The following is an 11594-nucleotide window of genomic DNA, read 5'->3' as shown; positions in this document are numbered from 1 at the left end:
CAGCATTTCAGCCCATGGAAAGCCTTCACGTCATCAATCAGACGGCGAAGCTTGTGGGAAAGGACTTGATTGCTGTCTCGCCCAACGGTACGATCGAGTGGACTCGCCACTTTACCGACGATGTCGCTGTGCAGGACAATTCGCACGTCGAGGCGCATGGTGGCCGCGTCTACCTGTACCATGATTATAATGAGACTGTGCTGGATAGCTCGGGTAACCTGCTGTTCACCATAGAGAACATTTCCAATCCGCCATCGCTGGATGAGGACGGCAATATCTATGCGGTCCGGGCAGCCAAAGAGACCCGTACCTGGCTTTCCACATTCGTCGACGGCGTATACTACGATTACAGGACTCCGTCCAACCTTATCGAGGCGTTTGCCCCGGACGGAACGTTAAAATGGACGAAGGAGCTTGACCGAAAAGTGGCCTATACCTACTTCTTCCCCGTCATGTGGAACGGAAAGATCGGTATCCCATTATACGTCGATGGCCGGCTCTATGTGCCCCAAGATAATGGCACGACCGCACTTAGCAAGGACGGCTCCGTCACATGGAAAAAGGACTTTGGCGAGGAATACGGCCTGTTCTACCTGATGCCCACGGACACGAAGGGAGACATTTACCTGTACCGCAGGAATAATGACGGCGGCCAAAATATTCTGGTCGTCAGGCCGGACGGTACGACGCTGCCCGCGGCAGATCTAGGCCAGGCCATACTGGTCAGCGCCTCAGAAGGCTTGTTATTCGAAGATAATAAGCCCTTTTCGGAATGGTATAAGAACACGACCCCCGATAACCTGGAAACGGGCGAGGTGGCAGCCATGGACCTGCTGAGCGGCAAATATATCTGGAACTTCACGACGCCCCTGGGTCAGCCGACAACGGTCATCGTGAACAAGTCTAATATTGTTACCCTGTTCCCTGACTATTGGGCCATGGGCAGAGTGCCGGGCGGCATCCAGCATGGAAACTCCAGTCTGCAGATCGTACCGGCAGAAAACATGACGTACGTCTATTTCAGGACATCATCGCACGAAGATCCGGTAGTATATGGCCAGTCATCATGCACGTACTATAGCGCATTATATGCCATCGACCGGAGTGGCAAGCTCGTCTGGCAGAAGCCAATGGACCTCTTCGTAACGGCAGCAGCGGCCAATAACACCACCATCTACTATGGCACGAGTGGCGGCGGCATCTCCGTCGCCACCATCGGCGCCGTCGCGGGCGTGGCCATCGTCGGCTCACTCCTCGCTTTCTTCCTGTTCGGCAGCGTTACCCGGGCGAGGTCTAAGATCGACAAGAACGACAACCGGAACCGGATAAACAAATTCATTGCGGACCGCCCCGGCTCGACGCTCTACGAGATATCTAAGGAGCTGGGCATGAACATTGGCACGCTCCGCTACCACCTGATGATACTGGGCCTCAACCACCGGATCGTCACATATAACGACGAAGGCAAGTTCGTCCGGTACTTCACGAACTCGAACACCTACAGCGACGATGACAAGATGGTCATCTCGCTCCTGAGGCGTGAGTCCATGGGCAGGCTCCTGAAGGCCGTCCTCGACAGCGGCGAAATCACGAACAGCGAACTCTGCGTTAAGCTCGGCTTGCCTGAAAGCGGTATAAGCAAATACCTGAGCGAGCTGTCGGATAAGGGCGTTGTGACGAAGACGGGTCAGGGCACCCGCATGTACTTCTCGATCCGGGAAATACACCGGGACCGCCTATCTAAAGCCTTGGCCATGGTGGATAATACGGGTGCGATCGTTAAGGCTGAAGAAGTGTCGTCCGACCAAGTCGGAGCATGAGGGCGATATAATAGAATCCTAAGTCATCTTTTTTTACTTTTTTATATTACATCGCTCATTTTAGCCTTGACATTATCGTAGAGCTTGACCTTCTTGCCTTCCCGCAGGTTCTTCTGGATATACCAGAGGGTAGACTTGTTAATCCCAAGTTCTTTCCGCTGCTCGGGCGTCATGTTCAGGATGAAGACCCTGGTCTTGTTATCGTCGTTCCGCTTGATGGGGACACCTGGCACGTTGAAATGTAGTTCTTTCGACCTGTCGCTGATGTAGTTGGCGAGGGTTTATATTCTATCGACAGATATGTAATAATTGTCGGATGATTTCGGCTAACGTAGAGCCAAACCTCGAGTAAGGGCGTTCAGTCGGGGCGCTTACTTTTATAGCAAATTTCCGCCGCGGCAAAAATAAATATTTCCACGGCCATGCAGTCGTCGGGATCATGGCACGATGAACTAATATAAATGCTTTATTTTCCAGACGATAAATAAACAAATCGAGCCATATAAATAAACACGAAAAGCGTCCGGCGCATAAGGAAAAAATATTATAATGAAAATATTATAATTAAAAATGCCTTTCTGTCTGCCGATTTCTGAAAAACGCCATACGCCAATGGCATATTTACATAATCCGCGGAAACTGGCGCACTGCGCCAACAAAATTACGCTGCCGGTCCGCTTTTCCACCAACATATTAGAGCAGGATTAATCTCCGCCAGCAACCAGATATCAAACACTCACACCATAAAAAAGGCAAAACAGGAGCTTATACATGTTGGAATGCGCCAAGGAAACTAAAAAGTTTATAACGTATCACATACCGGACCGGATCAGAGAAGAGCTTGGGGACGACGGCCGTATCATCGACCGCATCAAAGTGGTAAGCTTCCCGGACAGGCAGAATACTCGGGGAGTCTTCCTCTGCACCACGAGGAACGACGAGATCGAGGAGGTCTCGCCCACGCCCATGCAGGCCTGCGGCCTGGTGACCGTGCTCGACGGCAAGTTCGTGCTCATCCACAGCGAGGGAGAGACCACGTTACACTTTACCAACGCGAAGTCCGAGGAAGAGGTCGTCGACGAGGTCTACCTGCTATCCGAAAAGAACGGCCTGTCCAGGGGCATCTCCGCCTACAAGAGGATGATGCCCCGGCTCGAAGCCCGGGCCAGCTAACACTTTTTTATTAAAAACTTTTTCGTATCCCGGCCGATATCGCCTCTTCACGGGGCACGAGGAGTCAAAAGCGCTTTTTCTGCGGGACTGCCGGAAGGCCATCCTGGCGGACAGGGAAAAATGGGCCCACGACTACCGCTACTGGCTAGGGGGGGTGTCTAGACCAGCGAGCGCAGGTAGCCCAGGTAGGGCACCTTGAACCTGGCGATGCCCAGGATCCATTCCTTCTTTACGGGCTGCTCGTAGCATATCGATGGGGCCATCTGGTCGTAGACGCCGTGGTTGTTATCGCCCAGGGTTATATAGCCCGACCACGGGGCCGCAGGGCCCCCGGGCCACATGGGCTCGCCCGCTTTCACCCACCGGATGGCCCGGTGGATCACGAGGGGCCTGGATGCGTCGTCATAGGGCTCGTACACGATGACGTCGCCGTAACCGTTATACATCGTATAGTTAGTGGCCGTCGAGTTCTCGTAGGTCTGGACGTCGCCCCGGCTCAGGCCCTGTATGAACACCAGGTCGCCGTTCTCCATGTTGGGCAGCATGCTGATGCCGTTGACCGAGACCATAGGGGGCCACATGCCCGCGTACAGGTAGAGCACCGCGGCGATGACCGCCACGACGGCCAAGGAGAACACGGTGTCCTGAATGAACCCGTAGATCCCCGGATGTTTCGCCTCAAAATTTTTCAGGAAATCGGGTGTTTTGACCATGGCAACTCATCCCTCAGCGAATTGTTGTAGAAAAAGCCCCCATTGTATTAATATTTTTTCGCATCTTTTATGGTAAAAGTTAAACCGCCGCCCGTTTATGTTTCTTGAATGCCCCGGAAGAATATAAGAACGGCGGTCACATAAAAAAATGACCGGATGATGCCGGGGGAGTTAAACTTTTAAAGGGCGTGCTGCGATGCCATTGTAAATATATATAAATCAGGAAGGATTTCTACTATATGATATTTATGGCAAATAAAATGGGGGCCAAAAAGAAGGTACACATCGGCGGTACCATCGACAGCGACGTCGCCGAGTGGCTGCTTAAGACCAGGGGCGGGGAAAAATTTTCCACCCACTTGAACGATATTCTCCGGAACGCGATGGAAACCGGCGTAACGCATGGAATTTCCTCGCTCTCGCAGTTTAAGAGCACCGTGGAGACGCTGAGGCAGAGGGTCATGTCCCTGCAGGACCGTGTGGAGGGCCTCGAAGCCGGCGGACGGGTCCCTCGCAGGGGAAGGCCAAGGAAGGCGCAGATCGTTCCTGAGGCGTTGGGGTCCGAGGGATACGACGTTCATGCCGACATAGACTGGTTTATTTCCCACGACAAGTACAAGAAGGTCAAGCCCGAGACCATGGAGAAGGCCTTCGCGATGGTCGCCCGGGAGTTTGAGAAGGGCGGCGACGTGACCGTGGGAATCTTCAAGCCGTACTACAGCACCGATGAAGTGGGCGTGCCCTACCCGACGTTCAAGCTGTTCTACTTTCCGCTAATAAGGGACCGCATGCTCATGAAGGGCATGATCGAGAAGGTCGAGCACGCGGGCAAAAAAGGCGTATACCGGAAGCGCCCGGCCTGAGGGCCTACTCTTCCTCTTCGCCGCCCTGGATGCCTTCGGCCTCCAGCGCCTTCGCGTAGTCGATGAGCAGCTCGCCCAGCTCCTTAGCGTAGCGCGGGTTCAGCTTGAACCGGCCGATCTTGCGGTCGTTCCTCACCTTGGCGATCTCGATGAACGACTTGCCGTACTTGTCAACGTCCATGCGGATGGTCATCTTCCAGCCTCCGCCCATGTTAATTTCCCTGTCTTCTACCAGGAGAACGCCTCCTCTGCTTTACTAACTCCTTCACTTCGATATAACCGTTTCCGACGATAAGCGTATTTTACCCGAAAATATTAATTATTTATACTATTGAGCTTGACTTATGGACAGCCATGATGTTCGAGAAGATACGCACGGTCCCCACGGCGGACGAGCTGCTGGATAAGGCCTATTCCAGGGCCGCGAGGGCCGGCAGGGGAAAGATACGGGAAGTCACTGACCGGAAGGAGCTGGAGGAGTCGATGCTCCTGACGTCCAGCAACATAATTACCGATAATCTCAGGAATATCGCCGGCGACTGGCCCAGCCTGGACCGCATGAGCGACTTTTACAAGGAATTGACGGACATCATCGTGGGCATCGACCGGCTGAAGATGTCCCTGGGCTCGCTGGACTGGGCGGCGTCCAAGGTCAAGGAGATCTCGAGGAAGTACGTGGGCACCATGCGGAAGAGCCAGGACCCCGTACTCGTGCGGAAGCAGGCCTACGGCCGCATCTCCTCCATCGTTTACGATATCGACAAGGACCTTCGCCTGTTGAACGAGGCGAGGAATAAATTAAGAGACCTGCCGGACGTCAAGGAGGAACCGACTATTGTTGTCGCCGGCTACCCCAACGTCGGCAAGTCGAGCTTCGTGTCGGACATCACGGGCGCCCGGCCCGAGATCGCCCAGTATCCGTTCACAACGAAAAGCATCACCATCGGCCATTTCACGAAAAATAGAAAGCGCTACCAGGTCATCGACACCCCCGGCCTGCTGGACCGGCCCCTCGACGAGCGGAACGATATCGAGCGGCAGGCGATCTCCGCGTTGCGCCACGTGGGCAACGTCGCTCTCTTTATCATCGACCCGAGCGAAACGTGCGGCTACACGCTCAAGGAGCAGTACCATCTCCTGAAAGAGGTCCGGGACTTCGTGCATATGCCCGTCGTGGTCGCCGCCAATAAGATCGATATCAGGGGCGGAGACGAAAAGGTCGAGGCGGACATACGCATGTCCACGCTGAAGGGCGAGGGCGTCGTGGAGGCCCGGGACTGCCTGGTGAGAATGATAGAGTCCCAGGTGCCGAAGAAAAAGCCCGAAGAGCCCGGCATCGAGCTCCCGCCGTCCCGCAAGAAGAAGTGAGGCTGACGTCCCGGCAAGGCCATCGATATTAGCTAAGTCCCTCTAAACATCATAACAATGCACGAAGACGGTTTCAGCCTCAAAGCGACTCGAAGCCGGCTCTAAGTTCTCTAAGACTTATTAAAAATCGTTGGTGCGGCCTGGTGTAAACTCCGTGCCGCCTGGTGATATAATATAAAATTGGTGCGGCCTGGTGTAAACTTAGTGCGGTTGAAACCAGAGCGCTTACAAGCGGCACCAGGTTTACATCAGGCGACACCAATTATTTTATTAGTCACCAAACTACACCAAGGTTACACCAGGCCGCACCAACGATTTTTAAATATTTATCGATGTCTTCGTGTAGCTTCAGGCCCGCTTAGAGAACTTAGAGGCTGAAAAAGTCTTCGTATAACTTATGATTCTTCGGGGATCTTGACGGGAGCCGCGAAAAGCTTATAAGAGCGGTCCCGGCAATGCATATTGGAAGTGGGCACATGGAAGACAAAGACCTTGAGAAAGTGACGAAGATGCTGGAGCGGGGCGGCACGATGCTCGCGAAGCACTGCGAGTGCGGGGCGCCCCTGTTCAAGTACCAGGGCAAGGTCGTCTGCCCGGTCTGCGACGCCAAAAAGCAGGAGCAGGCCCGCCTGGCGGTGCCAGTGGAGACCCGGCCGGCCGTTTCGCACCAGGCCGTGGAAAAGGTCAATAGTACGCCCGTTATGGAGATGCCCGAGCGGCGCATGAGCGTGGTCGTGGGAAGCGAGGAATTGAATGACGCGGCCGTCGAGGCGGCGGTCATCGCGAAGATTAACGACATCGCGGCCCGGCTCGCCTCCGAGACCTACCCGAACAAGATCCAGATGTACCTGGACATCCTGGAGAGGTCCCTGCGGGTCCTGAAAGAGCTGCACGGAATATCCCGCTAAGCCTTTTTTTCTATAGCGCTCCTGTAAACGGCCAGGAGCCTGTCAGTGCTTTTTTCGAGAGAGTGCTCCGACGCGGTGCTGAGCGCGCCCTGCCCGAGCCTTTCCCGAAGCGCCTTATCGCCTAAGACCGCGATCAGATAGCCGGCCAGGGCCTTCGTATCGTCCGTATTAAAAAGGAAGCCGTTCTCCCCCGGCACTACGGCGTCCGGGATGGCCCCGGCGTCGGCGCCCACCACGGGCACCCCCGTCGCGAATGCCTCCAGGACGATGAGCGACTGGGTCTCCACGGGCGAGTTCAGCGCCAGCACGTCCGCCGCCGCGAAGGCCTTCGGGAAGTCCTCGTCGCCCACGTAGCCCGTGAAGACGACGGACTCTTGCAGCCCGAGCTTTTCCACGAGCGCGTCGAGCGACTTTCTCGAGGGGCCCTTGCCCACGATGAGCAGCTTCGCGTCCGGGATGGCCCCGAGCACAAGTGGCATGGCCCTGATGACGCCGTCGATGCGCTTCTCGAAGCTGAGCCGGCCGCCGTGCAGGATGACCGGCGCGTCGCCGAGCCCGAACCTCTCCCGGAATTCGCCCCTGCCGGCCCTGCCATACCTTTTCAGGTCGAGGCCGTTGGACACGACCTCAACGCGCTTATTTTTTATGTCGATGTACCGGGCGGCGGACCTCGCCGGGACGATGACCACGTCGCAATTGCCGTAAAACCAGTTCTGGTAGGCCTTCGCGATGCCCTGGAGCATGTGCCGGCTCGCCGTGAAACGCTTCGCTATGTAGACCACGTACTCGTCCACGGGAGTGTGGAACGTGCCCACGAGCGGCACTTTCAGGCGCCTGGCGGTGCGCCACGCGCAGTAGCCCATGACAAAAGGCGTATGGGCGTGGACGACCTCCGGCTTGAAGCGGGAGGCGTCCCGGATGGGGCGAATGGCGTCCACCGAGGACTCGAACTCCGGGTACGGTAAAAATGTAAAGGCCTGGTAGCGGTGCACTTCGGCACCGTCCATCTCGACGGTGCCGGGCTTCCGGCCTTCGGTGAAAACCCTTACCTCGTGGCCCCGGCCCGACAGCGTCCGGTCGAAGTTCCGGACGGCGTTGACCACGCCGTTGACCTGGGGAAAGAAGGTGTCCGTGAACACGGCGATCTTCATGTTTAACCGTAGGGAGCGTAATACCCATTAATATTACGGGCCGCCCCGAAAGATAACCCGTTGCCCGGCTTGCATCAATTAAAATACGATACGGGCTAATCAGGGCAAAAGGGCCCGATATTACTTTCACGGCGCACTAACACAGCGTTAATAATACTAAATAGGCGAAAAAAAGGCATAAATATGGCAGAAAGAAAAACGGCCAGAGAGCTGGCAAAGGACATGAAGGAGATATCCTTCAGCGAGTTCATCGCCACGAACCCCCACTTAGTGGGCTTTGAGAGCTCGCTCAAGATGATACCGATGTCCATCCACGAGATACTCACCAATTCACTGGACGCCTGCGAGTCGGCGGGCATTTTACCCGAGGTCTGGATCGACCTGAAGAGCATCGACGAGAAGGGCCGGCTGAAGCGGTACCGCCTCATGGTCAGGGATAACGGCCCCGGGATAATGCCTAAGAACATCCCGCCCGTGTTCGGTAAGCTGCTGTACGGCAGCAAGTTCGGCGTCAGGAAACAGTCGCGGGGGCAGCAGGGCATCGGCGTCTCCGCCGTCGTACTGATATCGCAGATAAAAACTGGCGAGCACACGGTCGTGAGGTCTTCGACGGACGGCCGGAACACGCACGTCTACGAGCTCACGGTAGACGTGAATAAGAACGCCGCGAAGATCCATAATACTTACAAAGAGAAGTCTGACGGCTGGCGGGGCGTGGAGGTCAGCGTGGTGCTGGAGGCCATGTTCTCGGCGCGCATCATGGAGTACCTGGAGCTCACGGCGGCCATTAACCCCCACCTGGCGCTGCACTACGACGGCGTGGACGAGAAGGACCGGCTTGACGTCGAGCGGAGGACCGACGGGCTCCCGAAACAGCCCGTGGAGACGAAGCCCCACCCTCTGGGCGCGGACTACGACCTGCTGAGCAGGATGACAGCGAGGACGAAGCACAAGAGGCTCTACGATTTTCTTAAGGGCGAGTTCGACCGGGTGCGCTCCGAGACCGTGAGGAGCATCATCAGGCAGTGCAAGGATTCCATTGAAGTGGACAAGCCGCCCGCGGAATTCACCAGAAAAGAGCTGAACGGCCTCGTGGAGGCCATGCGGCTCGTGGAGACCCTGCCGCCCTCGCCGGAGTGCCTGTCCCCGGTCGGGGAGGCCATCCTCATCAAGGGCGTCGTGGACCGGCTCCGGCCCAAATTCATCTCGGCCGTCACCCGTAAGCCGTCCGCCATGCGCGGCCAGCCGTTCCTGGTCGAGGTCATCATCGCCTACAACTGCGAGGCGGACTTCGGCGGCTCCCCCGACCCCGTGACCGGCGTGTTCGTCCACCGGTTCGTCAACCGGGTGCCGCTGCTCTTCTCCGAGTCGAGCGACGTCATCCTCAAGGCCGCCCGGGAGGCGGGGCTGAGCCGGTACGAGATCACCCAGGAGTCTAAGTCCCATGTGTTCGTCCACGTGGCGGGCGTCAACATCCCTTACACGAGCGAGAGCAAGGAGGCCATAAAGGCCGTGGACGAGTACTACGAGGAAATACGGCTAGCCCTACAGGACTGCGGGAGGAAGATCTCGAAGCATATCCGCCAGATCAGGCGGACCGAGGAGAGCCTCATCAAGGGCAAGAAGAAGGCGGTCATCCACTCGCTGCTGCTGCGAGAGCTTAACCGGTTCGCCGGGAAGAAGGTCGCCGACCTGGAGTACGCCGAGGCGTTCGGCTTTGACGACTCGCTCTGGGAAGTGGTCAGCCAGTACAGGCTGGACGTGTGGAGGACGGCCCCTAATAAGGTCACGGAGGTGAAGGATGCGGCGGTCGCCGCCTGACTTTGGCCGTAAAGAAAGTAGATACTAAGCCCCAGAGGAAGCCCGGTGGCAAGACGGCCGTCCGCATGCGCCTCTACGACGAGATCGAGGCCGCGGCGATGGCCGATGATTTCGAGGGCCTGTACGACATAGCCTCGTCCGCGAAGCGGGCCGACTTTATCAAAATGCTGGACCGGCTCGAGGAAGAGGGGCATTCGGGCATGACCCTGGCCCGGAATATTCTCCGGGATCGGAGGCTCACGCGTGACCAGGAGCAGGCGATCATGATCCTGTCGGCCTCCTGCCTGGGCTCGATGGTCCGCGTCGAGAACGCGCTGCCGTATACTTTTAAGGCCCTGAAGGTCGACAGGAGCTCCGTTGAGTACGATGACGTGGAAGGGTACAACGTCACCGGGGACACTGTCGCCATGAGCACTGCCAACATCGACCAGGCGGCGACGATAGCGAAATTGCAGTTCCTGGTGAACCACGTCATCGAGACGGTGGCCGCCAACTCCGTGTCCACGAAGAGGGACTGCTACTACATGCTGAAGAACCAGTTCCAGAAGTACCCGTGGATGGACCTGAACGGCCAGGGCGAGAGCGACCGGCTTATCGATACGCTGGAGCGCATCATCCGCATGCAAAGGGAAAATTTAAACATCATCGCCGATCCGAGGGGGCTCATATACGGCGACATAACGCTCGTCGACGAGGAAGGCAAGGAGTTCAGCTGTAAGGAGAGGGAGCAGGGCATCACCGGCCTGGCAGGGCAGTGGGAGGTAAAATCCCATAAGGTTAAAGCCATAATCGCTATCGAGAAGACGGGCGTCTTCATGGACCTGAAGAAATTAAAGGTCGCCGACGAGCTGAACATAGGGCTCATCCACCTGGGCGGCCAGCCGGCGAGAGGGTGCCGGGCGCTGATCAAGCTCCTGTCTGAGAAGGGCATCCCCATCGGCGTCCTCACGGACCTGTCGCCCTGGTCGGGCATGATCGCCAAATCCGTATTAAGCGGCAGCATCGCGGCGGCGCACTTGAGCGGCCTCCATGCCTCGAAGGCCGCCTTCCTGGGCATCGAATCCGCCGACGTCGACTCCTGGCTCAGGGAGGTATGGAAGAGCGTGCAGGAGCCGCTGAGCGCCAACGACACCACCCGGGCCCAGAACAACCTGTCTCTGCCGTACATGCAGGACGACTACTGGAAGGGCGAGAACACGTGGTTCGTTAAATCGGGAATGAAGACCGAGCTTGAGGCGCTGGGCACGGCCGCCGGCTCGCCCCTGAAAAAGAAAGAGTTCTATAAAAAATATCTCAGGGCCAAGCTAAAGGAAAAGCTCAAAGTGAAAGTATAAAATGATTTATTGGGGAAGCAGAGCCTTCAGCTTGCTCTCGATATACTGGCGCGGAACGGCTCCGATAATAGTGTCCGCCAGCTTACCGTCAACGAATATGAACAAAGTTGGAATACTACGGATGCGGAACTGGGTGGTCACCTTCGGGTTCTCGTCCGTGTTCAGCTTAAAGAACTTCACCCTGTCGCCGTAATCCTTCGCGAGAGCCTCGATCGTGGGCGCCAGGATCCTGCACGGGCCGCACCAGGGCGCCCAGCAGTCGACGACGGTGACATGGTTGCTCTTGACAGCCTCGTCGAAGCCGGCGTCGTTGACCTCCTTTACGAACTGTGTCGTCTCAGCCATGAAGATAAACTCCTGAATTTAGTATACTACTACATTACGCATTAATATTTATAGGATTTGGGGTTTTTTAATCCTGTCCGCTCATTTTATTTTAAAAG

At 56.6% G+C, this 11594-nt stretch carries 12 protein-coding genes; 7 read left to right on the top strand and 5 right to left on the bottom strand.

Features of this window, described 5'->3' with window-relative positions:
* On the top strand, positions 1 to 1820 hold a 1820-nt coding region (locus VMC84_RS07830), incomplete at its 5' end, for a winged helix-turn-helix transcriptional regulator (RefSeq protein WP_325379423.1).
* Positions 1821 to 1861: 41 nt separating this feature from the next.
* Here VMC84_RS07830 and VMC84_RS07825 read toward each other — a convergent pair.
* Positions 1862 to 2053, bottom strand: coding sequence for a hypothetical protein (locus VMC84_RS07825; protein WP_325379422.1), 192 nt, complete (start codon positions 2051 to 2053; stop codon positions 1862 to 1864).
* A gap of 538 nt (positions 2054 to 2591) precedes the next feature.
* On the opposite strand from VMC84_RS07825, the gene VMC84_RS07820 reads away from it, so the two are divergent.
* Complete coding sequence (locus tag VMC84_RS07820; RefSeq protein WP_325379421.1) at positions 2592 to 2993, top strand: hypothetical protein; 402 nt, start codon at positions 2592 to 2594, stop codon at positions 2991 to 2993.
* Between the two features lie 158 nt (positions 2994 to 3151).
* Here VMC84_RS07820 and VMC84_RS07815 read toward each other — a convergent pair whose 3' ends face one another.
* Complete coding sequence (locus tag VMC84_RS07815) at positions 3152 to 3706, bottom strand: S26 family signal peptidase (RefSeq protein WP_325379420.1); 555 nt, start codon at positions 3704 to 3706, stop codon at positions 3152 to 3154.
* Between the two features lie 248 nt (positions 3707 to 3954).
* Between VMC84_RS07815 and VMC84_RS07810 the strand changes: the two genes are divergently transcribed.
* Positions 3955 to 4569 (top strand): hypothetical protein, encoded by a 615-nt coding sequence (locus tag VMC84_RS07810; RefSeq protein ID WP_325379419.1) that lies wholly within the window; start codon positions 3955 to 3957, stop codon positions 4567 to 4569.
* Between the two features lie 4 nt (positions 4570 to 4573).
* Here the strand turns inward: VMC84_RS07810 and VMC84_RS07805 are convergent, their stop codons facing one another.
* Positions 4574 to 4780, bottom strand: a complete 207-nt coding sequence (locus VMC84_RS07805) for a hypothetical protein (protein ID WP_325379418.1) — start codon at positions 4778 to 4780, stop codon at positions 4574 to 4576.
* A 143-nt stretch (positions 4781 to 4923) separates the two neighbouring features.
* Between VMC84_RS07805 and VMC84_RS07800 the strand changes: the two genes are divergently transcribed.
* Positions 4924 to 5937, top strand: a complete 1014-nt coding sequence (locus VMC84_RS07800) for an NOG1 family protein (protein WP_325379417.1) — start codon at positions 4924 to 4926, stop codon at positions 5935 to 5937.
* A 476-nt stretch (positions 5938 to 6413) separates the two neighbouring features.
* Positions 6414 to 6845, top strand: a complete 432-nt coding sequence (locus tag VMC84_RS07795; RefSeq protein WP_325379416.1) for an Sjogren's syndrome/scleroderma autoantigen 1 family protein — start codon at positions 6414 to 6416, stop codon at positions 6843 to 6845.
* Here VMC84_RS07795 and VMC84_RS07790 read toward each other — a convergent pair.
* Positions 6842 to 7996: a glycosyltransferase gene (locus tag VMC84_RS07790; protein ID WP_325379415.1), complete on the bottom strand. Its 1155-nt coding sequence runs from the start codon at positions 7994 to 7996 to the stop codon at positions 6842 to 6844. The genes VMC84_RS07795 and VMC84_RS07790 overlap by 4 nt on opposite strands.
* Before the next feature lie 183 nt (positions 7997 to 8179).
* Here VMC84_RS07790 and VMC84_RS07785 point away from each other — a divergent pair, with 183 nt between their 5' ends.
* Together VMC84_RS07785 and VMC84_RS07780 are read left to right on the top strand one after the other, a co-directional pair.
* Positions 8180 to 9817: a DNA topoisomerase VI subunit B gene (locus tag VMC84_RS07785; RefSeq protein WP_325379414.1), complete on the top strand. Its 1638-nt coding sequence runs from the start codon at positions 8180 to 8182 to the stop codon at positions 9815 to 9817.
* A gap of 2 nt (positions 9818 to 9819) precedes the next feature.
* A complete protein-coding gene (locus VMC84_RS07780) occupies positions 9820 to 11151 on the top strand; it encodes a DNA topoisomerase IV subunit A (protein ID WP_325379413.1) in 1332 nt (443 codons plus the stop codon).
* A gap of 6 nt (positions 11152 to 11157) precedes the next feature.
* Here VMC84_RS07780 and trxA read toward each other — a convergent pair whose 3' ends face one another.
* A complete protein-coding gene (trxA, locus tag VMC84_RS07775; RefSeq protein ID WP_325379412.1) occupies positions 11158 to 11496 on the bottom strand; it encodes a thioredoxin in 339 nt (112 codons plus the stop codon).
* Positions 11497 to 11594 lie beyond the last annotated feature (98 nt).

Source organism: Methanocella sp. (assembly GCF_035506375.1).
Classification (GTDB): domain Archaea; phylum Halobacteriota; class Methanocellia; order Methanocellales; family Methanocellaceae; genus Methanocella.
The sequence above is the reverse complement of the archived record's forward strand: the minus strand, read 5'-3'. Positions and strand labels throughout refer to the sequence as shown.

Coding starts and splice junctions, on each gene's coding strand:
- VMC84_RS07815 (WP_325379420.1), bottom strand. CDS start 3,706: ATGGTCAAAACACCCGATTTCCTGAAAAATTTTGAGGCGAAACATCCG.
- VMC84_RS07790 (WP_325379415.1), bottom strand. CDS start 7,996: ATGAAGATCGCCGTGTTCACGGACACCTTCTTTCCCCAGGTCAACGGC.
- VMC84_RS07810 (WP_325379419.1), top strand. CDS start 3,955: ATGGCAAATAAAATGGGGGCCAAAAAGAAGGTACACATCGGCGGTACC.
- VMC84_RS07795 (WP_325379416.1), top strand. CDS start 6,414: ATGGAAGACAAAGACCTTGAGAAAGTGACGAAGATGCTGGAGCGGGGC.
- VMC84_RS07785 (WP_325379414.1), top strand. CDS start 8,180: ATGGCAGAAAGAAAAACGGCCAGAGAGCTGGCAAAGGACATGAAGGAG.
- trxA (WP_325379412.1), bottom strand. CDS start 11,496: ATGGCTGAGACGACACAGTTCGTAAAGGAGGTCAACGACGCCGGCTTC.
- VMC84_RS07805 (WP_325379418.1), bottom strand. CDS start 4,780: ATGGGCGGAGGCTGGAAGATGACCATCCGCATGGACGTTGACAAGTAC.
- VMC84_RS07820 (WP_325379421.1), top strand. CDS start 2,592: ATGTTGGAATGCGCCAAGGAAACTAAAAAGTTTATAACGTATCACATA.
- VMC84_RS07800 (WP_325379417.1), top strand. CDS start 4,924: ATGATGTTCGAGAAGATACGCACGGTCCCCACGGCGGACGAGCTGCTG.